A 23089-nucleotide genomic window follows, 5' to 3' on the forward strand; every position below is an offset into this window, starting at 1 on the left:
CTATAGTTTATCAGCGCGTAATTGAGTATACAACTTCCAGAATTGCAGCCTACAGCGTCATTTTTGCATATATTATTCGTGTTTTTCATATAAAGTTCGACATTCATTCTTCGGTCTTTCCGGATTTTTCAGAAATTATTTTCACTGTTTTTCAATAAATACAGGACTTTTCGGGCATCTCATGCTATGCTTATATCAACGAATAATCTATGAGGAGTTTTCTTATATGTCTGCTTTTTCCGACACACTCAGTCAATTTATCGATGACAAAAAAATCAAAGTCTATTCCATGGCCAAATACTGTGATACAGACCGTTCAACTATGTACAAATTTATCAGTGGAAAGCGTAATCCTCCGTCTGATGAAATCATAAAAAAAATGGCGCAGTTTATGCACCTCTCTCCGATGGAATGGCAAAAGTTTAAAGAAAGCTGGGATGTCGCCAGAATCGGCGCAGATGCGTATTATAAAAGAAAAAGTGTGGAAAGTTTTATCTGCAATTTTCCGGATCAGCCTTCTGCAGAATTCTGCGGCTGTTCTTTTACTCCGGATCTTACTTATGCAGAAAACCGGTCCGACTGTATTTCACTGACTTCTCTGCAGCATATAAACTATTATGTCCACCAGATGATCCTTTCGGAAGCAGACCGTGATTCCGGTGAGATCAGTCTCTTTTTGCAGCCGGACTACAAATTCCTGTTCAATCTTCTTGCAAGCCTGAATCCTTCCGATTCGCTGAAGATCAGCCAGATCATGTGCGTCGGAACCAAGACAACCTTTACAGATGATCATCAGCTCATCAACCTGAAATACCTGCACAGCGTATTCCCGCTTTATATGGCAGGGCATGACTACTCACTGTACTATTATTATGACAATATTGAATCACATTACCAGAGCTTTAATCTTTATCCGTGCATGATTCTTACTTCAGATGAAGCGCTTCTGTGCAGTTCAGACTATCAGACCGGCATCTTTTTCCGCTCCGGAGAAGTACTGCGTATGCTTAAAAATCTGTACATATCCTATCAGGAACAGTGTACACTGTTCTTCACTCCTGCTCCGCTTACTCCGGAAAATCATGCCGTTGTAATCGGCAACATGTTTGATTCCGATTTCGCCGAAAATGACCTGCTCGGCATCCAGCCGGAATCCTGTCTGACACCATTTTTTACCGGTACTCTGCTGCGTGAGATGTTTAACCACGATCTCCCGAATGCAGATGCGATCCTTGCCATGGCTGAACAGGCATTTCAGATGAGTATGGACAAAATAAAAAATCAGCAGTTTTTTATCTATTCTACATATGAGGGACTTCTGCAGTTTGTACGTTCCGGACGCACAGATGAGATTCCGGAGATTTTTTATCATCCACTGACTACTAGACAGCGCATACAGGTTCTGGAAGGTGTATGTGCATGCTGCGAATCCGGTGCGTACCGTTTTCTTCAGAAACCACTGAATCATCTCCCGGGAAATCTTCATTTCTGCATCCGCGGAAATTCCGGTACAATGATCTTCAAAAACAATGCCGGTGAAATTTTTGTACTGAACATAGAAGAGACAAAGCTGGTAGAAATTTTCCGTGACTATCTGGAAAATATGGAAGAAAGCTGTTTTTACAGCAAAGAAGAAAGTGTTGCCATGATTCGGCAGATCATTGATTATCTGAAAAAGGAAAGAACCGAAACAGAATGATCTTCTGTTATTTACATAAAAACACCCTGATGTATACTGAAATGCTCAGTACTCATCAGGGTATTTCTTTTTCATTTTCATACTCACCGGATCATTTAACTGTTTACAGTATATAACATTTTTCCTACATGAAACAATATGTGGCATATTGTGTGGGCAATTTTTTTACCTTTTTCGTCAAAAATCCTCTCTTTTGGTCTGACCGGTTTGTATTTTGGTTTTTATATACTGCGAAATTTATGATTGACATCTTTTTTTCTGTGTGTTAATATAATCCACGCAAAATTGAATATGGTCTAATTGGAAACGCACATTCTCTTTGAATGATTAACGAACAACACATGCTCACGTAACTTACTATGAACAGTAGTGTATCAATTTAATCATTTTAAGGAGGTTTTTTTATGCCTAAAAACAAATTTCAGGAAGTTATTTTTACGATCATTATGGTATTTTTTATGGTTTATGCGATGATCTGTTACAACATCTCTCTCAACATCGGCGGAATGTCAAATGAAGTTTTTCTCTCCGCATTTCATGAACTTGTGATCATGGGCCCGATTGCTTTCATCCTTGATTTCTTTATTGTATCCAAGCTTGCTTTCATGTGCGCTGCACGTATGGTTGATTTCAGAAACAGCCATCCGTTCAGCAAGATCCTTGCAATCTCCGTGGCATCTGTTGCTTTTATGTGTCCGCTTATGAGCCTTGCCGCAACAATCCTGTTTAAAAATGCCGGCAGCCAGTTCGTCGCTGTATGGCTTCAGACAACCGCAATGAATTTCCCAATGGCATTCTTCTGGCAGCTGATCTATGCAGGTCCGATCGTACGCTTTATTTTCAGACATATTTTCAGAGAAAATGAAGCTGTACAGGCTGTCTCTGCATCTGCTGAATAAATCTGATATAAAGTATTTCAATACAGTGAACTTGCCACTGGCAACTTCTCTTGCATACTTTGGCGTAAAAAATCTGGTCTGTGGAGATCTTAGAAGACTCTCTGCATGACCAGATTTTTGTTTTCTTTGATTTCTAATTCAGAAGACCTGGAGTCGAAATCTTCTCTTATTACAGAAGATATACAGGAAGATCTTCATTGATATGAACCGGTCCTGCAACAGTTTCCGGCTCTGCATTTTTTACAAAAGCTGCCTGAAGTTCTTCAGAATTCTGTGGTGTAAGAACGGATGTCTTCACAGTTTTCTTTCTTGTCGTTGTCTTCTTTGTGGTTGTTGTTTTTTTCGCAGTTGTTGTCTTTTTGGCTGCGGTTCTCTTTGCAGGAGCTTTCTTTGCTGCCGGTGCTTTCGCTGCCTCTGCTTTTGCCGGAGCTTTTACTTCTTCTGCCGTTTTTGCTTCTGCTTTTACTTCTGTTGTTTTTGCATCTGCATTTGCTGCACGCAGGATGCTGTCTTTACCTACTGACACGATTCATGACCTCCTCTGCCAATTCCATATATTCTTTTGCACTTCTGCTGGATTTCTTATATTCAACTACCGGAACACTGTTATCCTGGGACCATTCTACGGAACTGTCTACGCGGATCACATGTTCAAATACATAAATACTTTCCAGCTCATGCAGGGTTTCCATCGTCTGTTTGAAGTAATTTTTACGGGTATCGACCTTCGTAACAGCAATTCCGGCAACCTCAAGTTCCGGTGAAATCTGCTTTACTTCATTCAGAAACTCAAACATATTTGCCAGACCAAACATTCCCCACGGGCTTGCTTCCACAGGAATGATCACCTTGTCAGATGCACACAGGATATTCATTACCCAGCCGCCAAGTGTCGGCGGTGCATCGATCAGGATGTAGTCATAAACTTCGGAATCTTTGATCTTCTGCAGGCATTTTCGCAGGATAAATTCTCTCTGCCACTTTGTAAAAAGCTCATATTCGATTGAACTCATCAGTGTGGAAGATGGAACCAGATCCAGATTTTCGTACGGTGTATGCACGATATAATCTGTCAGATCCGCCTGTTTCCCAATTGCATAATAGAGATTATTTTCTCCCTGTGCATGTTCAAGTACCCAATCCTCCGGAAAGAATGCCAGCGACAGATTCAACTGCATATCTCCATCCACCAGAAGTACTTTTTTTCCGGCACGCGCCATCGCCGCACCGAGGTTCGAACAGGTAGTAGATTTACCACTGCCTCCTTTGTTATTGGTAAAACAGATCGTCACGGTCTTTCCCATCGGAATCCCTCCATAAAAAATGTCATTTCCTATGTCACATTATAAGGGATTCTGTCAAAATTGGCAATGCTTATTGCTTATTATTTTAGCAGGTAACGTTGTTTGTTACTGTTGTTTCAGTCCAGAATTTTCCCGTCGACGGAGATTGTGACAACCTGCCACGGAATGAATTTCCCGCTGTTCTGAAGAGCCTTTTTTGCTGCCATTTCCAGTCCACCACAACACGGAACTTCCATACGTACAACCGTCACGCTACTGATGTTGTTGCTTCGGATGATCTCCTCCAGTTTTTCACTGTAGTCTACACTGTCCAGTTTCGGACAGCCCACTAAAACAACTTTCCCTCTGATAAAATCCTGATGAAAATTTGCATAGGCATAGGCAGTACAGTCTGCCGCGATCAGAAGCTTCGCACCCTCAAAATACGGTGCCTGAGTCGGCACAAGCTTAATCTGCACCGGCCACTGCTGCAACTGAGATTCCATTTTATTTTCAGTCGGAGTTGCTGCCACCTCACGCTTCATCTGACGCATACGGCTTCCCGGACATCCACCGCTCATATGATGTGCTGATTTATTCTCTTCTGCTTTTTTTCGCTGATTTGCAAGTACCGCTTCTTCATCATAAGCTGCTGCTTCTCTCTCTACGAATGTGATCGCACCGGTCGGACAGGCTGGCAGACAGTCCCCAAGTCCGTCGCAGTAATCGTCACGCAGAAGCTTCGCCTTACCGTCAACCATTCCGATTGCGCTTTCGTGGCAGGCGGCCGCACACGCTCCACACCCGTTGCATTTTTCTTCGTCTATGTGAATAATTCTTCTGATCATAAAATATCCTCCTGTTTTTGTTATTTTTTGGTTTCTTCTTACTCTTTTTCTTTTTGTGCCTTGACCTTACACCCAAAGAATACTAAACTAACAAGGAAAAATCCGTGGTTATAACCACAAAATAAGCAAAAACGGAGAATTGTTATGGATTATGAACTGATTTCCCGCACAGCACTGTTTCAGGGGTGCTCCCCCTCCGCGACGGAAAACCTTCTGTACGGACTGAAAACTTTTACAAAAAAATATAAAAAAGGAGCCCCGGTTTATCTTGCGGGAACTCCTGTCACTGATGTAGGAATCGTATTATACGGTACTGTCCAGATTGAAAACAATGACCTGTGGGGCAACAAAAATATCATAAGTCTTGCACGCGCCGGGGAAGTATTTGCAGAAGCTTATGCCTGTATTCCCGACGAACCGATGATGGTCGATGTCATCGCAATGGAAGAAGCAGAAATCCTCTTTCTGAATGTACCTGAGCTTTTCAGGCTTTCTGCCTCCGGAAAAGGTGAATATTCGCATCTGATCCACAATATGACGATAATCAGCGCACGCAAAAACCTGCTGCTCTCACGCCGCATCCTGCACACCTCTTCCAAGAAGATCCGCGATCGTCTGCTCTCCTATCTTTCCTATCAGGCAGGACTGCAGAAAAGCCGTTACATCGACATTCCGCTGAACCGCCAGCAGCTTGCAGATTACCTCAGTCTGGATCGCAGCGCTCTGTCAAAGGAACTCGGTAAAATGAAAAAAGAAGGGCTTCTGGACTATCACAAAAATAGTTTTGTATTAAAAGATATCGACTAGATTGTACTTGCTTTTATCGCGTTTTGCCATGTTTGATACGACAGCTTTATCAGAATTCAAAGGCCTGTTTGATACTGTCATAATGAAGGAATTTATCCTCTGCTGCAAAGGCTTTGATCTCCTCCAGAGTTGCAAACATATAGCCATCTGTTTCTGCTTCCTGCAGGTGCAGATCTTCGTCTTTAACGTCCATGATAAAGCGATATACATCGACGAAATAGTTATCTCCCTCGCCCGGATTTTCACGTTTGTAAGTAAACAAATAACCGCCGTCGGCATCCCGTGCATCAAGGCCGGTCTCTTCTTTTACTTCGCGAAGAACAGCCTCGCGTGACTCCTCACCAGCCTGCGCGGCCCCACCAGAAACCTCCCAGCATCCCGGTGCCCATGCTTTCGTCATGACTCGTTTCGTGATCAGAAATTTGTGATCCGGACGCGCCACCACCCCAAGTACTGTCAGATGGTACTCCCCGTCCTTCAGACACCAGTCGTTGCGTTTCATTGTGCGGCCCGTCGGTTTCTTATCTCTATCATATATATCCCAGTATTCCATTTCTTTGTCTCCCTGTTGAATTTTGTATTAAATTTCCTGTTAAACTTTGTATTGAATTTTTATATTGTATTTCTGGCGAATTTCCCAGTCATGCTTCTGGTGCTTATCATAGCATCCCAGAAAGGGGATTGCAAATGGGAGTTTCGGATTTCCATTGACAGCTTCTGCTCTTTCGGCTACTATAAATCCAGAAAATGTACTTGCATGGGAGAAGATCGACATGAATTTTAAGAATCTGGCAGAACAAAACGAGAACTGGATCATCGAGCAGAGGCGTTATTTTCATGCGCATCCGGAGCTTTCTTTTGAGGAAAAAAATACCACCGGGCAGATTGGAAAACTTCTTGAAGAAATGGGGCTGACTCCTCACTATTATCCGGATTATAACGGTCTCTGGGCGATGATCGAGGGAGGCAAAGCTACCCCTGAGAGCAAGACAGTCGCTCTTCGTGCAGATATCGATGAACTTCCCGTTGATGAACACACCGGACTTGCTTTTTGCAGTCAGAATCCAGGTGTCATGCACGCCTGTGGACACGACTGCCATATTGCCATGCTTCTGGGCGGAATCCGTATGCTGATGGCAAAAAAAGAAGACCTGAAAGGAAATGTAAAGATCATCTTTCAGGCTGCAGAAGAATCCTGCCTCGGTGCACAGTACTATGTCGAGCATGGTTTTCTGGACGATGTAGATGCCATTTACGGCACACATATCTGGGGAGATCTGGATGCACCTTATATGAATTTTGAATCTGGCCCACGTATGGCCAGCTGTGACAATTTCCGAATTGAAATCGAGGGTGTTTCTTCTCATGGTTCCACCCCGCATCAGGGTGCCGATGCGATTTTGACTGCCGCTTATATCATCACAGAAATTCAGGCAATCGTTTCCCGTATGAATGATCCTCTGAATCCACTGGTTGTCACCGTCGGTAAGATAGAAGGCGGACAGCGCTTTAATATTCTTGCTGATAAGGTCATTCTGGAGGGAACTACGCGTACCCATTCCCCTGAAATGCGCAAAAAAACGGAGCCTCTGCTCCGCAGAATCGCTGAAAATACAGCTGTTTCCATGGGAGCAAAGGCTACTCTGACTTTTGAATATTTTCCGGCTCCTATCATTAATGAGCATGAAGATCTGGTACAGATTGCAAGAAATGCCGCTACCAAAATGTACGGTTCTGATTGTCTGAAACCATTCCCGAAAATGATGATCAGTGAAGACTTCGCCTACTATATGGAAAAGGTTCCGGGTGTCTTTGGGCTGGTCGGAAGCCAGAATAAATCTCTCGGTATCACCGCCAAAAATCACAACGATCACTATACCGTAGATGAAAGTGTCTTAAAACGCGGAGCCGCTATGTACGCACAGTTCGCGTACGATTTTCTGGAAGAAAAATCAAAATAAAAGCTTCACCGACATCATGATATCCATCAAACATCACGTGGACTTTTGGTCAGATTCCATTCGTGCCCTCTCCGCTTATATAATACTGAACATTTGCGACCTGTCCGGCACCTACTTTGAATCAGCGGACGCGCCACCGGGCGCACCGCAAAAAAGGCTGCCGCACTTAGTACGACAGCCTTGCTATACTTCTGTTATATCTTCTACAGCGTATTAAATAATTACGCTGAAATCTCATCAATCAGTTTCAGTTCTTCTTCTGTAAATGGTGCACAGCTGATTGCTTTTACATTGTCAAGAATCTGCTGCGGTTTTGATGCACCGATCAGTACACTTGTAACTTCGTCGTGATGAAGCAACCATCCGAGTGCCATGTCGGCAAGTTTCTCACCTCGCTGCGCTGCCAGATCATTCAGCTTACGAATCTGATCCAGCCTGTGCTCATCCAGTGTACTTTCTTTTAAAAATCTTCCATCTGTACGGATTCGGCTGTCTTCCGGAATACCATGAAGATAGCGGTCCGTCAGCTGTCCCTGTGCAAGAGGACTGAATGTGATCAGACCTTTTTTCAGTTTGCCCGCCATATCTTTTAATCCATTTTTTTCTACAGTTCTGTCAAAAATAGAATAGCGGTTCTGGTTAATTACAAACGGACAATGCAGCTCTTTGAGGATTGCAGCTGCTTTTTCCAGTGTAGGGCCGTCATAGTTGGAAAGACCGACATAGATTGCTTTTCCACTCTGCACTGCGCTTGCCAGCGCTCCCATTGTCTCTTCAAGAGGAGTTTCCGGATCCATTCTGTGATGATAAAAAATATCGACGTATTCCAGTCCCATTCGTTTCAGGCTCTGGTCAAGACTTGCAAGAAGATATTTGCGGCTTCCCCAGTTCCCGTAAGGGCCCTCCCACATATCATATCCTGCTTTTGTTGTAATGATCAGCTCATCTCGGTAAACTCCAAGATCCTCTTTCAGAATACGGCCGAAGTTTTTCTCGGCACTTCCCGGCTCCGGTCCGTAATTATTTGCAAGGTCAAACTGTGTGATACCATTGTCAAATGCAGTGAAACAAAGCTTTTTCATATTCTCAAAATTCGCTGTGTCACCAAAATTGTGCCACAGTCCCAGAGACACCTTCGGAAGCATTAAGCCGCTGTCTCCGCAGCGCTTATACTCCATCTGTGTATATCGTTCTTTCGATGCTGTATACATTTCCTTCACCCTCCAAAATGATATTCAAATTCCTTCTCTAGAAGATTATCCGTTCAAATATTTCGAAAGTCAAGAAATTTTGTAAGGCTTTTACTTTTCCGAAAATGGAATAGCCATTCGATTTATTTGTTGCTATAATCAAGATACATAAAAACACGAAATGGAAATACTATAGAGGAGTGACAGATCATGGCATCAGAACGTACTGATGAATTATATAAAATTTTACTCAGCAAAGGATATCCCAAAGAACTTTGTGCAGAGATTGCATACAAAAATATGAATACAGATTATACTGCCACCCGGATGCTCGGATATCTCTATCGAATAAGCAATCCGCGGATTGAAGACCTCATAGATGAAATGCTTGCGATCTTAAGTGACCGAAATGCGATCATTCAGAAAAAAGAACTGGAACAGGCCCAGAGCGTGATCAATGACGTGTATCAGAATGGGCTCTAAAACTGATTTAGAAAGGTAGAAAAATGGCACAGATTATATTAACTTTCGGACTCGAAACAGAAAAACTCAGAGCGGTTCGCAGTACTGCCCTGAAAAACGGAATGCAGGTAAAAGAAATTTCCCGGATAAATTATGGGCAGAAGCTTGGCTTTCTTGCCGGAATCCAGGGCTTTCACAAAGAAAAAACAAATTATATCGGCCCGGATTTCCCACTCGGAATGATGGTATTCTCCGGGACCGACTCCACACAGATGGATGCCTTTCTCGCCGACTATAAGCAGACCGGCGCAGCATCTATTCCATTAAAAGCTATCATTACCCCACACAATATCTTCTGGACTGCGGAAGCATTGTATCAGGAGCTGTTTAAAGAACATCTGCGTTTTATTTAGTTTTACTGTATCGGTTCAAAATCCACAGCTCCATGCTTGCACAGCGGGCAAATGATGTCTTCCGGAAGTTCATCGCCTTCGTAGACATAGCCGCAGACTTTGCAGACAAAACCTTTTTTACCTTCTGTTTCCGGCTTCGGTTTTACATTCTGCTGATAGTACGTATAAGTCATGGTATCCTGATCACTCATAACACGCGCTTCTGTAACGCTGCAGATGAACATTCCATGCGTACCAAGGTCGACATACTGTTCTACTTTCAGTGACATGAATGCATTGATATATTTATCCAGAAATACAAGTCCGTTTCCGGAACGGTTGATCTTCTGACCTGCAAATTTATCGACGGTTCTGCCGGACTGGAAGCCAAACTGCTGAAAAACAGAGAATGGCGCATCTACAGACAGACAGTTTACATTGAGAACACCCGTCTGCCGGATTACATGATGAGAATAATTTGCCTTGTTGATATTTACAGCTACGCGATATGGATTGTCCGTCAGCTGCGTAACTGTATTTACAATAAGACCGTTATCTTTTCTTCCATCGTTGGAGGTAACTACATAAAGGCCATAACCGATGCGGAAAAGCGCAGTCATGTCATTTTTGTTTGCAAGAGTATCATCTTTTGCAATATATTCTTTGCAGAGTTCATCTGTCATATCATCGATCTGTTTACGGTTTTCTTCCTTTACAGCAGACCAGATGTGTACAGAGTTTTTCAGCCAGTCGATTTTTTTGCACTTAGACATCATTTCTTTCATAATTTTTGCTGCCAGAGGTGCCCATGAACCATTTTCAATGAGGCCGACGGTACGATTCTGGTAATTGTGTTCTACCAGTCGGGTAATAAAATCATTCATAAACGGATAGATACTTGCATTGTAAGTTGTGGTTGCCAGGATCAGTTTTGAATAGCGGAAAGCATCACTCAATGCCTGGGACATATCATCTCTTGCAAGATCATAAACCAGAACCCTTGGACATCCTTTTGCTTTTAATTTTTCAGCAAGAAGAGAAACTGCCATTCTGGTGTGTCCATATACGGAAGTATAGGCAATCACAATTCCGTCATCTTCCGGCATATAGGAAGACCATGTATCATAAAGCCCGATATAATGTCCGAGATCTTCTGTAAGAACAGGTCCATGAAGCGGACAGATTTTCTGAATATCGAGAGTGGCCGCTACTTTGAGAAGTTTCTGTACCTGTGCACCGTATTTTCCTACGATACCGATAAAATATCTTCTTGCCTCGTCATCCCATGGTTCTTCCACATCCAGCGCTCCGAACTTTCCAAAGCCATCTGCGGAAAAAAGAACCTTTTCTGTGCTGTCATAAGTAACCATAACTTCCGGCCAGTGAACCATCGGTGCAAATACGAAAGTAAGCTGATGATATCCGAGAGAAAGTGTACTGCCGTTTTCCGCTTCTATTTTCTTTCCTTCCAGATCCAGTTCAAAAAAGTTTCGGATCATGCTAAACGCTTTACCTGTAGCAACTACTGTAGTATCCGGATATACTTTCAGGAAATTTGCAACATTGGCGGCATGATCAGGTTCCATGTGCTGTACAATCAGATAATCCGGTTTACGGCCATCCAGAACCTGCTGGATATTGTCAAGCCACTGGTGAGTAAAATCTGCATCTACAGTATCCATAACCGCAATTTTTTCGTCCAGGATCACATAAGAATTATAAGACATTCCACCCGGGACTTTGTACTGTCCTTCAAAAAGATCAATGCGGTGATCGTTTACACCTACGTATTTGATGGTATCTGTGATTTTCATATAATTTCCTCCGTTTCTCTTAGATTGAATAATTAAGTTTCCGTTTTTTCTGTTTACTTGTGCTGGTTTAGTTTTATTGTTTTACTTTTATTTGTTTTATAGTCTTTGTTTCCTGTATTCTGTAACTTTGTTGTAATTCATAACTTTGTTAAAAGAATAACAGAATGGCGCAGGAATTTCTGTTGCAAAAGTCACAAATTAATGATCTGCCTGAAAAAATATGTTATAATCTGGAAAAAGGGGGAAACATGATGGAAAAACATATTACACTTTTTACGGATATTCTTCCTGAAGAGCAGGAACGAATGCGCGTCTGTTTTCATGCAAGAGAAGATATTTTCCGAAATGGAGAGACGATCATGGAATATTCCCGTTCTATGAACAAGATCGGCCTGATTCTTTATGGCAGAGCAATTCTTTACTGCTGCGACGAAGAAGGAAATGAATATATGATCGATGAGCTTAAGAAAGATGCTGTTTTTGGAGAACCGTTTCTTCTCCCGGCAGACTCTCAGCATTATTATGTGACCGCCGAAGAAGAAACAAAGGTAATGTTCATTGATTATGATCATGTGATCAAAAGATGTGAAAAAGCATGCCACCATCACAGTCAGATGGTCAGCAATCTGCTGCAGATGGCGGCTATGCAGTCCAGGCAGCAAATGGAACGGATTTATGTATTATCCAGAACCACGACCAAAAAAAAATTACTGGCATATCTGAACAACCTTTCCAGCCAGACTCACAGCCATAGCGTACAGATTCCTATGTCTTATACCGCACTGGCTCAATATCTTACCGTGGACAGAAGTGCCATGACCAGAGAGCTGAAAAATCTGGAAAAAGAGGGGATTCTAACCAAAAAAGGAAGAAATATTCGTCTGCGGGAGTAACTGGATTTTCTCATGTCTGGAGCATCCAATTTACACGGACTTTCATTTGACTTACTCTCCGCACGGTTTCCATCTTTCATGCAGTTTTTACCTTATCCAGATATTTCCGCACCACTTCCAGGCCTCCGGTGGGTACGCAGAAGATATCTCTGTATTTTTCGCATTTTTCACAGACTTCCTCCAGGTCAAACCACTGAACGCTCTCTACTTCTTCCGTCTGAAGTACAAGTTCATCTGTATTTACAGATTCTTTGTAGATATAAACAAAAGCAATTTCTTCATCGCGGAACATTTTCCCGTGAAATTCTCTGGCAAAAGATATTGGGAAGGTTCCGGCAAAATGCAGCTGTTCCGGTACTGCACTGATTCCCAGTTCTTCCTTCAGTTCCCGAAGTGCAGATTCCAATGGTTCATCTCCTGCCTGAATATGTCCGGCTGAAGAAGTATCAAATTTTCCCGGAAAGGAATCCTTATTCTGTGATCGTTTCTGTAAGAGAATCTGCACTCTGCCTTCTTTTTCACGGATGATCCATATATGAGCTGTTCTGTGCGGAATTCCCTCTGCATGCGCTTTTTCCCTTGATACAATCTGTCCTGTTGGATTACCCTTGCTGTCTATAACATCAAATAATTCCATTTTTATTCTTTCCTTCTTATCCGTATTAGTTTTTATTTCTCAATGAAATGTATTCTTTCAGGCGCAAATCGGTTCTGCTGAGGTCTTGTCTCTGCCGGATAGCCCAGTGCAAACATAGAAAATACCTTCACATTTTCCGGAAGCTCCAGAAATCTGTGGACTTCTTCCATTCGATCCTCCATCGGTGCGATACCAAACCATACTCCTCCGAGGCCCAGCGCATCTGTTTCCAGCCAGATATTCTGCTGTGCAATCGCCATATCAATTTGCGCAAAAGATGGTGCAACAAGTCCTTCTGTATGATATACAGGAACAATAACTACAGGTGCCCCTGCTGCACATCCGGTGTATGGAGTTACTTTGGATAATTTCTGGATTTTTTCTTTATCGGTCACCACAAAAATTTCCACGGCTGCTGGTTACATGCACTTGGTGCCTGCATTCCCGCCTTCAGAATCTCCATGATTTTTTCCGTTTCTACTGGTCTATCTTCATATTTTCTTACACTGATTCTGTGAAAAATACTGTTCATATTACATGCTCCCTTGCTTATTATTTAAGATAGTTCCATTATAACATGTATATTTTATAAAGCTAACAAATATCTTCACTTCATCCGCAATTAATTCTCACAATAACAGTTTTTTCTATCATATTTTCCTGATTTTTTTTGTAAAATCATTTTAATTATAGGGTCCATTATATATTCATTTTATTGGCTTAAATTGGTGTTGCTCATATACAAACCATCCAATTTTATTACCTTCAATGACCTGCAAGATACTTGCTCTATCACTGGCCAACCATTTTATCTAAATCATGTTGGTTTCCAGCAGACTTACTCTTTACCAGGTCATCTAGCACCACAATTTTGATTGGTCTCCACACAGCTTATCCTTTCCATAGTCATTCGGAACCTATATTTTCGTTGACCTCCAGACAACTTACTCCTCTCGCAGTCATCTTCTACACAACACCACAACAATATTAAGATATATACAATCCACTGACTCCTGAGGAAAGTCTGAGTATCATGGAAAAGGCATTTTCCAACTGATTTGGCCCGAATTTTCCCATTTTTAATAATTTTTAAATTTTATTCCCTTGATACTTTTTAAAATAGTGTCTTTATTCTTTTCATGGAGATAAAACTTATTCAATCTGGACTTTTTATATTTCAGATAAGTACCTTCGGTTTGCTCAATCAATAACTTGGTAAAGTATCTCTCCCAGCTGAAGAATTCACTGCTCTCAATATATTCTTCCGAAGCCTGATCTTCACTTACCGAATGAAAAAAATCATACCCTGAATTTGAATCTTCAACAATTATTTTTTCCGGCTTTATCGGCAAAACATTTTCATCAGAATATATCTTATACATGCATTAAAAATTCTTCCTGTCTCATCAAATAGCATCAATAGGACTGTCTTTACGCCCCCTGACAATTCTTTGGGTGAAATAGGACCAAGAACTGGGCTTTCAATCAGATGTGCACTTACTACATCAGATTTGTCCACGTCTCGAATAATCTCAACAGACTGTTTGTCTGTAATCCATTCATCCTCATAACGATTATCAAAATAAACAGGTGGGTAATAAACTGCCTCTTCCATTTTTCCCAATACATGCTTAACATAGTTCTACTCCCGCACTTCAAGCCACTGGTCAATGTTCCCAAAATGTACCGCCTGCAGGTTATCTATATCAACCAGTTGTGGGAAGCTGTTTCTGATAATCAGGGCACCATTTTTTAATGTAGGAAGTTTTTCATATGCCTTAAGAATTGTTTCCTGCACAGCATCCCCACAATCAGAGTCATTCTTCAGAATGGACTTTGATATATGATACAGCATGGCTTCTGCATCCCGAACCTCCCTAATAAATGCATCTTTTGTCATAACTTTGTCTTCTCCTTTTGTCCGGCCGGATTACTACACGTGTTTGCTTTTTTCTTTTACACTGATTAGATGCATCAGGATGACGATAAGTTCTCATAAAAAATTCTTATGCTAACAAAAAGGCCAGAAAATCCTTTACTGATTTTCTGGCTTCTGCTTTACCTTATTCCATATCTTTTTGTAATCCGTTCATCCAACAATATCTATCTGGCACGCTTTCATGGCCTTCAGTGCAGTTTCCTGCATATCTCGTGTAAAAAAACTGTTCCTTTGAAATTTCTGATTTTCTCTTCTACTTTAGGAACAATTGCGACGGCTTCTTTCGTTCCAAGAGCTCCATCAATAAAATCATTCTGCATATATCTTGATTATTAAATACGAGCTACACCGGTTCTCTTTGCTGCCTCAGCAACCGCTTTGGCTACCGCTGGTCCTACTCGCTTATCGAATGCCTTCGGAATGATATATTCCGGAGAAAGTTCCTCATCTGTGATCAGATTTGCAAGTGCTTCAGACGCTGCCAACTTCATTTCGTCATTGATTTCTTTTGCTCTCACATCAAATGCACCACGGAAGATTCCCGGGAAAGCAAGTACGTTGTTGATCTGGTTCGGGAAATCACTTCTTCCTGTGGAAACAACTTTTGCTCCGCCTGCCTTTGCGTCATCCGGGAAGATCTCCGGAATCGGGTTCGCACATGCAAAAACAACTGCATCTCTGTTCATGGTCTTAACCATCTCTGTTGTAACAGCGCCCGGTGCAGAAACACCGATAAATACATCTGCGCCAACCAGCATATCTGCAAGAGAACCGGATTTTTTAGCCAGGTTAGTAACTTTAGCCATTTCATCTTTGACCGGATTCATGCCTTCCGGCCGTCCCTCGTAGATTGCACCCTTTCTGTCGCAGAGAGTGATATCTTTGAATCCTGCTGTCAGAAGGAGACGTGCAATAGAGATTGCAGCAGCTCCTGCTCCGTTCATAACGATACGAACATCTTCTTTTTTCTTTCCTACAACCTTCAGTGCATTGGTCAGACCAGCAAGAGTGATGATAGCTGTACCGTGCTGGTCATCATGGAAGATCGGAATATCACATTTTTCTTTCAGTTTTTTCTCAATCTCAAAACATCTCGGAGCAGAAATATCTTCCAGATTTACTCCGCCAAAAGAACCGGAGATCAGATAAATTGTATTAACGATCTCATCCACATCATTGCTCTTGATGCAAAGAGGGAATGCATCTACATCGCCAAACGCCTTGAAAAGTACACATTTTCCTTCCATTACCGGCATTCCGGCCTCTGGTCCGATGTTTCCAAGTCCAAGAACAGCTGAGCCGTCAGTTACTACCAGACACATGTTCCATCTTCTGGTAAGATCATAAGATTTATCCACATCCTTCTGGATTTCGAGACAAGGCTGTGCAACACCTGGTGTATAGGCAAGAGACAGATCATCCTTATTTTCTACAGGTACTCTTGTTACAACTTCAATCTTACCTTTCCATTCTCCATGCAATCTTAAAGATTCTTTTGCATAATCCATTTCTATTATCCTCCCTGATATCTTAAATTTTGTGAAAACGTATCATTCGACTCTTCTATTGTTGCTGTTCACTCCGTTCACAGCAATCTTCTAATCTATTAATAATTACCGGTAAAGAATTTGCTTTCTTTTGGAAGCTCATATCCGTCAAAATATTTATCAAAGTCGAGTTTGAGATATCCACACAGATTAGCAAGTTCGACCATCGTATTATCGTTTACAGGTAATCCATGCTCTCTTCTGTCTTTTTCTGCAAAAACTTCTTTTTCACCATGTGTATAAATACGATCTTTACCTTCTGCCTTCGGACTTTCTCTCAAAGCTTCCAGGTATTCTGAAAAGTGTCTGCGGATTGCCTGAGGATCACCAAATGCAGCCGGATCGATTGCCATAAATCCATGGCAGATTCCTGTTTTATCCGGGAATGTGCAACAATGATCCGAAGTAACACCCATAGAAAGAATGGAACTGAATAGTTCACACAGCATACCATATCCATATCCCTTGTGGCTTCCTGTAACCTCTTCATTTCCACCAAGAGGCATGATTCCACCGCCCTTCTTTGCAACAATATTGGAAAGGACATCCGGTGCATCTGTACTTGCATGACCATCTTTGTCCAGCGCCCATCCATTCGGAAGCGGTTTCTCCATTTTGTTGTACATTTCGAGTTTTCCTCTTGTAACTACCGTGGTAGAAGAGTCAAAGAAAAACGGATACGGATCTGCCGGCATAGCTACTGCGATTGGGTTTGATCCAAGCATGGCTTTTTTGCCAAACGTAGGAACCATAATAGCCTCTGAATTTGTACAGGCCATTCCCAGAAGTCCCTCATCGCACGCCATCTTTGCATAATATCCGGCGATACCGAAATGATTGGACTCACGGACAGTTACAATTCCAACTCCGGTTTTTTTGGCTTTTTCGATTGCTTTTTTCATTGCATAAACGGAAATAAGCTGTCCCATTCCATTATGACCATCAATCACTGCAGATATCGGTGTTTCAAATACAATTTCAGGCTTTGCCTGCGGATGGATCGTTCCCTTTTCGATTCCCTTATGATAACGCACCATTCTCTGCATACCATGACTTTCAATTCCATAAAGATCAGCCGTAAGAAGTACATCCTTGATCTGATTGCTTTCTTCCTCTGAAAAACCAAACGCCTTGAATACGTCTCCGCAAAAATGATTCAGTGTCTCATATGACCATTTCACATATCCCATTGTTTCGCCTCTCTTTCTGGTATTGCCTGTTTTATTTATTGGCATTACCAATTTGTATTTTGATTATACCACTGGTATTACCAAAATACAATAGAGATCATATCAATTCATCCTGTAAAAATGACCAAAATTTCTCAGAATTTTTTTTGCATTTCTTCCATATAACGTTCAATCGTATCCATATGTTCGGACATACATCGTTCCGCCTGTTCTGCATCTCCGTTGATGATCGCCTCAACAAGCCGATGATGCTGGTCATCAACCTCTCTGGCAGAATTATTCTTTTTCATAATGTAGTCTCTCGTCCCGGAAACAATACTCTCAGTAAGCTGATCCGCTGCCGCAAGGACACTGTAAACCATCGGGTTATCTGCGATCTTTGCAATCTTCTTATGAAGTTCGCGATCCAGTTCACCTCGTATCTTTTCATCTTCTGCGGCGTCCAGCCGTGCAAGAATCACCCATAATTCTGCTGCATCCAACGGTGTGCACTTTCGCGCTGCAAGAATTGCCGCTTCTCTCTCCAGTGCCGCACGGAACTGCTGATTCTGGCGCAGATATCCATTATTTAATTTAAAAAGTATGGATAAGGGTTCGATCAGCCAGGTATCCAGATCCTCCGTAATATAATTCCCGCCTCCCGGCACCGGCTTGACTATTCCCAACAGTTCCAGTGCTCTCAAAACTTCTCTGACTGCCGGTCTGGACACTCCCATGATCTCCGCCATTGTTCGCTCCGCTGGAAGGGCATCGCCCGCTTTGAGACTGCCATTCTGAATGTTCTCTATAATCTGATTTAAAATCCCGTTGAAAGCCCGTTCATCTCTAATTTCTTTAAACATACTCCATGCCTCCACATCCCATTTCCGTCCGTGTATTCTTACAGGCGGTATCATTTTTTCACTGTCTTTCCCATAGAGTTTATTTTTGATACAACTGTACAGTATGACAGTTATTTCGTAACTGTTCAGTACCCTCACAGTTACGAGTCAAAATGCATTCCAAATCACCTTCGGCGATGGCATTTTGCCTTATATGTCTCGGGATTTTGGCAAAAAACATGCCAAAACGCCTCGCGGGATACTACCTTCTGAATAGTTACGTTATTTCTATAATATAGCATTCCTGACAGTTTACAGCAAGTGGAATGGATTTTGACCAGGCTGTTGTGAACGGAGCGAACAGGGATCAAAGGATTCATTAAGGAATATATACACCTTTAACAACATTGAATAATTCCTATAATTATGCTAATATTTTTATAATACAATCATATTAAGAAGGGAGGCGTTATTATGGCCTCAACAATACGCGATGTTGCAGCTCGTGCCGGACTTTCTGTAGGTACTGTTTCCAAGTACATTAATGGCAAGACAGTAAAAGAAAGCACACGTCTGGCAATAGAAGAAGCAATCAAAGAACTTGATTTTCACCCAAATAATATAGCTAAAGGACTGCGCAATGCCAAATCATTCTCCGTTGCCATCCTGCTGCCAATGCTTGATTCCACATTTTGTACTTCTATGATCTCATCTATTGAATCCACATTATTACCTTTAGGATACAGTGTTATCGTATGCGAATGCCATAACAATGCCGAAATGGAATTGCGTAAAACACAATATCTTATCGATCGTATGGTTGATGGAATCGTACTGATTCCATATGCCTCTGATGGCAAACAAATCGAAATGATTCAGAAAAGCAATATCCCATTGATTCTCCTTGACCAGGAAATCAAAGATCACGCAACCGACTGCATCGTCCTTGACAATGAACTTGCTGGATTTGAATCTACTCAGCGTTTAATTGATCTGGGACATAAGGATATTGCTATCATAACCGGAAGCCCAAATCATTACACCAGTGTTGGGCGTCTCAACGGCTACAAAAAGGCTATGACAGAGGCTGGTTTAACACTCTGTGATGATTATATTCAATGCGGAGACTACAGTATAGATGGCGGCTATGAGGCCATGCTCCGTCTATGTAAACTCAAAAAAAGACCAACAGCCATATTCATAAGTAATTATGATATGACCATTGGTGCTTACCTTGCAATCAACTATTTACGTTTAAAGATACCGGAGGATATCTCTGTCATTGGATTCGATAACTTTCCTCTTGCAAATGTGGTTAACCCACCGCTATCTTTTGCAGAGCAGCCCACCAACCTTATGGGAACAGAAGCTGGCAAACTTCTTTACAAACGAATCTGTGGCGATTACTCTGATTATCCAAAGACTATCATGCATAAACCAACCATGCATTATAAAGAAAGTATCCGACAATTAGTATGATTTAATTTATTAGCAGGAACACAAGTTTATGATTTGTTGTTCCTGTTTTTTTAATTCTATCTGTTCAGCCAGTTTCCTGTTTCTATAGAAAAGGCTTACATTCTGATCTGAAGAAGATCGCAGAGATACACTGACAGGTTTTCTGTCTTTCCATGTGATATCCACTTCAATAGCGCCTGCTGCTAAGAGTCCCCTTACTTTTCCATTTTTCCAGCTGTCTGGCAGCGCCGGAAGAATCGTAATTTTGCCTTTCTCGCTGCTAATCAGCATTTCGGCAACGCCGCTTGCACTTCCAAAGTTTCCATCAATCTGGAATACTTCTCGTTCTCCCTCCGTTTCACCTAATGGTGGATGAAGATCAAATAAATTGTCATAAACTGACTGGCGAAGAAGCTCTTCATAGTAGTGATTCGCCTTTGTGCCATCACCTAATCTTGCCCATAAATTAATTAGCCATGCACAGCTCCATCCAATCTGCTGTTTGAAATTTTCAGCTTTTTCTTCTATAAAATTCTGACATGCCTGTACTAATTCTGTATCGGTTTTCTTGATTGAATGCCCCGGATGGAATCCAAATACAGGTGAAAAATGTCTGTGTCCAACATCTGACTTTTCAAAATCTTTGATCCATTCCTGAATCATTCCTGTTTTTCCAATCTGATAACCAGGAAGCAGTTTGCTGCGTTCTTTCACCAGTTTGATCAAATCTTCTTCGATTCCTAATACATCCGCTGCCGCTAAATAATTTGCAAATAACTCTTTTATGATTGCCAGATCCATTGTGGTCATATAGCTTACGCCGCAGGAGTGTCCTTCATCATCTTCAAATGTGTTCTCAGGTGAAGTAGACGGTGCCGTATAATAGAGTCCATCTTCTCTCTGCTGCATCCAGTCAAGGCAAAAGAGCACAGACCCTCTCAGTGACGGATATATTTTATTCTTTAAAGTTTTCAGATCTTCAGAATATCTAAAATATTCATAACTCTGCGAACACAGCCAAACACCACCCATTGGCCAGTATGCATACTTAGGCTCACCATCTACAGGACCGGTCTGTCTCCAGATATCCACATTATGGTTTGCTGTCCATCCGGAACAATGGCACTGTTTCTTTGCAGTTTCTTCTCCCGCATGACTCAGCTCTTCTACAAAATCAACAAATGGTTCAAAACTCTCAATCAAATTACACGGGCCATTGAGCCAGTAATTCATTTCTGTATTAATGTTCGTCGTCCAGTTGCTGCTCCACACAGGCCTGATGCTTTCACTCCAGATTCCCTGCAGGTTAGCCGGCTGCGTACCTTTTCTTGAACTGGCGATCATAAGATATCGATTATAGTGGAAAAACAGACAGGATAATCCCAGATCCTGTTTTCCATTTTGAACCCGTCTCAGACGTTCGTCTGTCGGCAGATCATATTCTTCTCCGTCCAATTCAAGTGACACATCTTTATAAACAGATTGATAATCCTTTATATGTTCTTTCTCAAGTTCATCATATGTTTTCGAGTTTAATATCCTGATCTGATCACGACAGTTCTTCTCACATGCTTCCGGATTTGTTTCAATCTTCTGGTCATATCCCTTATAGCCATCTGCCGCAGTGAGATAGAATACAATTTCGTCAGCATCCTTAATGCTCAAACTATCGGAACTTACTGTAGCACTTCCACCTATATGAACAGCCTGTAAATAACAGCAAAATGCCATTCCTGGATTTTTCTCTTCGTAAACGATTGGATGATCACATTCCACATAATTGGGCTGAACATTTGATGGTGCATTTCCGCTGATAAGTAAACAATTATTATTTTCAGTTTTAGCTAAATGCTCTACCTTACTGTCAAGCTCGACTCTTAAACTCAGTTTATCTGGTCCATTTGATGTAATTCTGATCACAAGTGCTTTTGCCGGATTTGATATAAACATTCTAGATGTATAAACAGTTTCATGCGCTTTAAATTCTGAAGTGAGTACTGCCTTTTCCAGATCAAGAGAACGCACATATTCCTGTGGTTCCTCAATCTTTTCAAACTCATAATTAAGGATTCCCAAAGGCATATAGGATTCATTGTAAAAACCGAGCATATTTTCTTTCATGTACTGCTCAGCTTCCCAGAATTTTTCCTCAAAGAGCAGTTTCCTTGCATACTCAAGTGTATCTGTGGATACTTCTTTTTCTTCCCGGTGCCCTGTTCCTGACCAAAATGTATCATAGTTTAAAGTAATCTTTTCCTCCGGAACGCCTCCATAAACCATTGCTCCAAGAGATCCATTTCCAAGAGGCAGCGCCTCTGTAAATGATTTCGCTGGTGAAATATATTTTAATGTTTTATTCATAGAATTAAACCTTTCGTGTTTATTCTTTTACCGCACCTGAAGTAATTCCATTTACAATAAATTTCTGTGCAAAGGTAAATATCAGAATACTTGGAATGGAAATCAACACAAGGGCTGCATTGTATCTTCCAAGATTCTGCGGAGTCATTCCATATGCCCCTTTAAATGCATTTACCGCAACTGTTGTGGTATACGCTTTATCTTTTGTAAGGAACATCAACGGGAAAAGGAAATCCTGGAAAGACCACATAATCTGCAGTACTGCAAGGTTGATGATCGCCGGTTTTGCCAATGGCAGATAAATACTGAAGAAACAGCGCTGAATGGATGCACCATCCACATTTGCTGATTCCATCAGTTCAGTCGGAAGTCCGTCGAAAAAGTTTTTCATCATGAGTACTCCAAACGGAATTGTGATCAGACATTCCGAAAGAATGATTGCTACATGTGTATTATACAAATGTGCTGTCTTATAAATATAGAAGAATGGGATGATCAGGATTGGTCCTGAAATTGCAAGACACATTAACACAAGGTTGTAAATAAATTTTCTTCCTGTAAATTCAATCTTTGAAAATGCAAAGCCGGAGAATGAGCAGATCAACACCAGAAGCGCAGATGCAAAGACTGCATTGATAATTGAGTTTATAAAATACTGATAAAACGGTACGCCATTTACTTCATTTGTAAGAACATACCAGTAGTTTTCTAATCCATGTACTTTTAAAGAGTCTTTTAACAAAGAATAAATCGGCACACACCATAAAGCCAGCATTACTGCCAGAAAAATGATCATTCCTCTTCTGTTCGCTTTTGAAATGGCAAACAGATCCTGTTCCATTTCAAAATCTTTTTCTTTCATCTTCTTTATTTTTTTCATTTTCTACA

Annotated in this window: 25 protein-coding genes and 1 pseudogene; 8 read left to right on the top strand and 18 right to left on the bottom strand. The window is 41.5% G+C overall.

Annotated features, from left to right (window positions below; genetic code table 11):
* Nucleotides 1-226: 226 nt before the first annotated feature.
* Both DWW86_RS11970 and DWW86_RS11975 read left to right on the top strand, forming a co-directional pair.
* Nucleotides 227-1699: a helix-turn-helix domain-containing protein gene (locus DWW86_RS11970; RefSeq protein WP_117943364.1), complete on the top strand. Its 1473-nt coding sequence runs from the start codon at nt 227-229 to the stop codon at nt 1697-1699.
* Between the two features lie 404 nt (nt 1700-2103).
* Entirely contained in the window at nt 2104-2598 is a 495-nt protein-coding gene (locus DWW86_RS11975) for a DUF2798 domain-containing protein (protein ID WP_072522884.1), read from the top strand.
* Between the two features lie 169 nt (nt 2599-2767).
* On the opposite strand, the gene DWW86_RS17155 is transcribed toward DWW86_RS11975, so the two are convergent.
* The 3 genes from DWW86_RS17155 to DWW86_RS11990 form a co-directional block, all read right to left on the bottom strand.
* Complete coding sequence (locus tag DWW86_RS17155; protein WP_072522883.1) at nt 2768-3124, bottom strand: hypothetical protein; 357 nt, start codon at nt 3122-3124, stop codon at nt 2768-2770.
* A complete protein-coding gene (locus tag DWW86_RS11985; RefSeq protein ID WP_072522882.1) occupies nt 3111-3902 on the bottom strand; it encodes a ParA family protein in 792 nt (263 codons plus the stop codon). The genes DWW86_RS17155 and DWW86_RS11985 overlap by 14 nt, the downstream gene beginning before the upstream one ends.
* A 116-nt stretch (nt 3903-4018) precedes the next feature.
* A complete protein-coding gene (locus DWW86_RS11990) occupies nt 4019-4729 on the bottom strand; it encodes a 4Fe-4S binding protein (protein ID WP_117943366.1) in 711 nt (236 codons plus the stop codon).
* Nucleotides 4730-4873: 144 nt separating this feature from the next.
* On the opposite strand from DWW86_RS11990, the gene DWW86_RS11995 reads away from it, so the two are divergent.
* Nucleotides 4874-5536 carry a Crp/Fnr family transcriptional regulator gene (locus tag DWW86_RS11995; protein WP_117943368.1) on the top strand — a complete coding sequence of 221 codons (663 nt, stop codon included), beginning with the start codon at nt 4874-4876 and terminating at the stop codon, nt 5534-5536.
* A gap of 49 nt (nt 5537-5585) precedes the next feature.
* Here DWW86_RS11995 and DWW86_RS12000 read toward each other — a convergent pair whose 3' ends face one another.
* Nucleotides 5586-6089 (bottom strand): NUDIX hydrolase, encoded by a 504-nt coding sequence (locus DWW86_RS12000; RefSeq protein WP_117943370.1) that lies wholly within the window; start codon nt 6087-6089, stop codon nt 5586-5588.
* Between the two features lie 220 nt (nt 6090-6309).
* On the opposite strand from DWW86_RS12000, the gene DWW86_RS12005 reads away from it, so the two are divergent.
* Nucleotides 6310-7497, top strand: a complete 1188-nt coding sequence (locus tag DWW86_RS12005) for a M20 family metallopeptidase (protein WP_117943372.1) — start codon at nt 6310-6312, stop codon at nt 7495-7497.
* A 221-nt stretch (nt 7498-7718) separates the two neighbouring features.
* On the opposite strand, the gene DWW86_RS12010 is transcribed toward DWW86_RS12005, so the two are convergent.
* Nucleotides 7719-8708: an aldo/keto reductase gene (locus DWW86_RS12010; protein ID WP_117943374.1), complete on the bottom strand. Its 990-nt coding sequence runs from the start codon at nt 8706-8708 to the stop codon at nt 7719-7721.
* A 189-nt stretch (nt 8709-8897) separates the two neighbouring features.
* Here DWW86_RS12010 and DWW86_RS12015 point away from each other — a divergent pair, with 189 nt between their 5' ends.
* Together DWW86_RS12015 and DWW86_RS12020 are read left to right on the top strand one after the other, a co-directional pair.
* On the top strand, nt 8898-9170 hold the full coding sequence (locus tag DWW86_RS12015) for a hypothetical protein (protein ID WP_015543187.1): 273 nt from the start codon (nt 8898-8900) through the stop codon (nt 9168-9170).
* A gap of 23 nt (nt 9171-9193) precedes the next feature.
* Nucleotides 9194-9562 carry a DUF3783 domain-containing protein gene (locus tag DWW86_RS12020; RefSeq protein WP_117943376.1) on the top strand — a complete coding sequence of 123 codons (369 nt, stop codon included), beginning with the start codon at nt 9194-9196 and terminating at the stop codon, nt 9560-9562.
* A 2-nt stretch (nt 9563-9564) separates the two neighbouring features.
* Here DWW86_RS12020 and DWW86_RS12025 read toward each other — a convergent pair whose 3' ends face one another.
* On the bottom strand, nt 9565-11355 hold the full coding sequence (locus DWW86_RS12025) for a flavin reductase (RefSeq protein WP_117943378.1): 1791 nt from the start codon (nt 11353-11355) through the stop codon (nt 9565-9567).
* A 248-nt stretch (nt 11356-11603) separates the two neighbouring features.
* Here DWW86_RS12025 and DWW86_RS12030 point away from each other — a divergent pair, with 248 nt between their 5' ends.
* Complete coding sequence (locus tag DWW86_RS12030) at nt 11604-12248, top strand: Crp/Fnr family transcriptional regulator (RefSeq protein ID WP_286187712.1); 645 nt, start codon at nt 11604-11606, stop codon at nt 12246-12248.
* Between the two features lie 76 nt (nt 12249-12324).
* Here the strand turns inward: DWW86_RS12030 and DWW86_RS12035 are convergent, their stop codons facing one another.
* The 10 genes and pseudogenes from DWW86_RS12035 to DWW86_RS12075 form a co-directional block, all read right to left on the bottom strand.
* A complete protein-coding gene (locus DWW86_RS12035; protein ID WP_117943380.1) occupies nt 12325-12885 on the bottom strand; it encodes an NUDIX hydrolase in 561 nt (186 codons plus the stop codon).
* Nucleotides 12886-12917: 32 nt separating this feature from the next.
* On the bottom strand, nt 12918-13280 hold the full coding sequence (locus DWW86_RS12040) for a nitroreductase family protein (protein WP_353652703.1): 363 nt from the start codon (nt 13278-13280) through the stop codon (nt 12918-12920).
* Nucleotides 13277-13417, bottom strand: coding sequence for a nitroreductase family protein (locus tag DWW86_RS17570; RefSeq protein WP_353652704.1), 141 nt, complete (start codon nt 13415-13417; stop codon nt 13277-13279). Before DWW86_RS17570 ends, DWW86_RS12040 begins: the two co-directional genes overlap by 4 nt.
* A 547-nt stretch (nt 13418-13964) precedes the next feature.
* A complete protein-coding gene (locus DWW86_RS12045) occupies nt 13965-14267 on the bottom strand; it encodes a hypothetical protein (protein ID WP_072522871.1) in 303 nt (100 codons plus the stop codon).
* Nucleotides 14228-14500, bottom strand: coding sequence for a DUF4869 domain-containing protein (locus DWW86_RS12050; protein WP_117943382.1), 273 nt, complete (start codon nt 14498-14500; stop codon nt 14228-14230). The genes DWW86_RS12045 and DWW86_RS12050 overlap by 40 nt, the downstream gene beginning before the upstream one ends.
* 27 nt (nt 14501-14527) lie before the next feature.
* Nucleotides 14528-14785 (bottom strand): hypothetical protein, encoded by a 258-nt coding sequence (locus DWW86_RS17670; protein WP_330392870.1) that lies wholly within the window; start codon nt 14783-14785, stop codon nt 14528-14530.
* Nucleotides 14786-15057: 272 nt separating this feature from the next.
* Nucleotides 15058-15144: pseudogene (locus tag DWW86_RS17385) on the bottom strand (amidase); the annotation flags it as partial.
* 12 nt (nt 15145-15156) lie between these two features.
* Complete coding sequence (locus tag DWW86_RS12065) at nt 15157-16332, bottom strand: NAD(P)-dependent malic enzyme (RefSeq protein WP_117943384.1); 1176 nt, start codon at nt 16330-16332, stop codon at nt 15157-15159.
* A gap of 98 nt (nt 16333-16430) precedes the next feature.
* Nucleotides 16431-17561: an Ldh family oxidoreductase gene (locus DWW86_RS12070; RefSeq protein ID WP_117943386.1), complete on the bottom strand. Its 1131-nt coding sequence runs from the start codon at nt 17559-17561 to the stop codon at nt 16431-16433.
* Nucleotides 17562-17695: 134 nt separating this feature from the next.
* Entirely contained in the window at nt 17696-18403 is a 708-nt protein-coding gene (locus DWW86_RS12075) for a FadR/GntR family transcriptional regulator (protein WP_117943388.1), read from the bottom strand.
* A gap of 453 nt (nt 18404-18856) precedes the next feature.
* Here DWW86_RS12075 and DWW86_RS12080 point away from each other — a divergent pair, with 453 nt between their 5' ends.
* Nucleotides 18857-19861 carry a LacI family DNA-binding transcriptional regulator gene (locus DWW86_RS12080; protein WP_117943390.1) on the top strand — a complete coding sequence of 335 codons (1005 nt, stop codon included), beginning with the start codon at nt 18857-18859 and terminating at the stop codon, nt 19859-19861.
* A gap of 9 nt (nt 19862-19870) precedes the next feature.
* Here DWW86_RS12080 and DWW86_RS12085 read toward each other — a convergent pair whose 3' ends face one another.
* Nucleotides 19871-22201, bottom strand: coding sequence for a glycoside hydrolase family 95 protein (locus tag DWW86_RS12085; RefSeq protein ID WP_117943391.1), 2331 nt, complete (start codon nt 22199-22201; stop codon nt 19871-19873).
* A 19-nt stretch (nt 22202-22220) separates the two neighbouring features.
* Nucleotides 22221-23081, bottom strand: coding sequence for a carbohydrate ABC transporter permease (locus DWW86_RS12090; RefSeq protein WP_083585545.1), 861 nt, complete (start codon nt 23079-23081; stop codon nt 22221-22223).
* Nucleotides 23082-23089 lie beyond the last annotated feature (8 nt).

Origin of the sequence: Ruminococcus sp. AF17-22AC, from assembly GCF_003460065.1 — a bacterium.
Classification (GTDB): domain Bacteria; phylum Bacillota; class Clostridia; order Lachnospirales; family Lachnospiraceae; genus Blautia_A.

Coding starts and splice junctions, on each gene's coding strand:
- DWW86_RS12075 (WP_117943388.1), bottom strand. CDS start 18,403: ATGTTTAAAGAAATTAGAGATGAACGGGCTTTCAACGGGATTTTAAAT.
- DWW86_RS12085 (WP_117943391.1), bottom strand. CDS start 22,201: ATGAATAAAACATTAAAATATATTTCACCAGCGAAATCATTTACAGAG.
- DWW86_RS11985 (WP_072522882.1), bottom strand. CDS start 3,902: ATGGGAAAGACCGTGACGATCTGTTTTACCAATAACAAAGGAGGCAGT.
- DWW86_RS11975 (WP_072522884.1), top strand. CDS start 2,104: ATGCCTAAAAACAAATTTCAGGAAGTTATTTTTACGATCATTATGGTA.
- DWW86_RS17570 (WP_353652704.1), bottom strand. CDS start 13,417: ATGAACAGTATTTTTCACAGAATCAGTGTAAGAAAATATGAAGATAGA.
- DWW86_RS12020 (WP_117943376.1), top strand. CDS start 9,194: ATGGCACAGATTATATTAACTTTCGGACTCGAAACAGAAAAACTCAGA.
- DWW86_RS12065 (WP_117943384.1), bottom strand. CDS start 16,332: ATGGATTATGCAAAAGAATCTTTAAGATTGCATGGAGAATGGAAAGGT.
- DWW86_RS12045 (WP_072522871.1), bottom strand. CDS start 14,267: ATGTATAAGATATATTCTGATGAAAATGTTTTGCCGATAAAGCCGGAA.
- DWW86_RS12035 (WP_117943380.1), bottom strand. CDS start 12,885: ATGGAATTATTTGATGTTATAGACAGCAAGGGTAATCCAACAGGACAG.
- DWW86_RS12050 (WP_117943382.1), bottom strand. CDS start 14,500: ATGGAAGAGGCAGTTTATTACCCACCTGTTTATTTTGATAATCGTTAT.
- DWW86_RS12010 (WP_117943374.1), bottom strand. CDS start 8,708: ATGTATACAGCATCGAAAGAACGATATACACAGATGGAGTATAAGCGC.
- DWW86_RS12080 (WP_117943390.1), top strand. CDS start 18,857: ATGGCCTCAACAATACGCGATGTTGCAGCTCGTGCCGGACTTTCTGTA.
- DWW86_RS12015 (WP_015543187.1), top strand. CDS start 8,898: ATGGCATCAGAACGTACTGATGAATTATATAAAATTTTACTCAGCAAA.
- DWW86_RS12030 (WP_286187712.1), top strand. CDS start 11,604: ATGATGGAAAAACATATTACACTTTTTACGGATATTCTTCCTGAAGAG.
- DWW86_RS12090 (WP_083585545.1), bottom strand. CDS start 23,081: ATGAAAAAAATAAAGAAGATGAAAGAAAAAGATTTTGAAATGGAACAG.
- DWW86_RS17670 (WP_330392870.1), bottom strand. CDS start 14,785: ATGACAAAAGATGCATTTATTAGGGAGGTTCGGGATGCAGAAGCCATG.
- DWW86_RS12005 (WP_117943372.1), top strand. CDS start 6,310: ATGAATTTTAAGAATCTGGCAGAACAAAACGAGAACTGGATCATCGAG.
- DWW86_RS12025 (WP_117943378.1), bottom strand. CDS start 11,355: ATGAAAATCACAGATACCATCAAATACGTAGGTGTAAACGATCACCGC.
- DWW86_RS12070 (WP_117943386.1), bottom strand. CDS start 17,561: ATGGGATATGTGAAATGGTCATATGAGACACTGAATCATTTTTGCGGA.
- DWW86_RS12000 (WP_117943370.1), bottom strand. CDS start 6,089: ATGGAATACTGGGATATATATGATAGAGATAAGAAACCGACGGGCCGC.
- DWW86_RS11990 (WP_117943366.1), bottom strand. CDS start 4,729: ATGATCAGAAGAATTATTCACATAGACGAAGAAAAATGCAACGGGTGT.
- DWW86_RS11970 (WP_117943364.1), top strand. CDS start 227: ATGTCTGCTTTTTCCGACACACTCAGTCAATTTATCGATGACAAAAAA.
- DWW86_RS11995 (WP_117943368.1), top strand. CDS start 4,874: ATGGATTATGAACTGATTTCCCGCACAGCACTGTTTCAGGGGTGCTCC.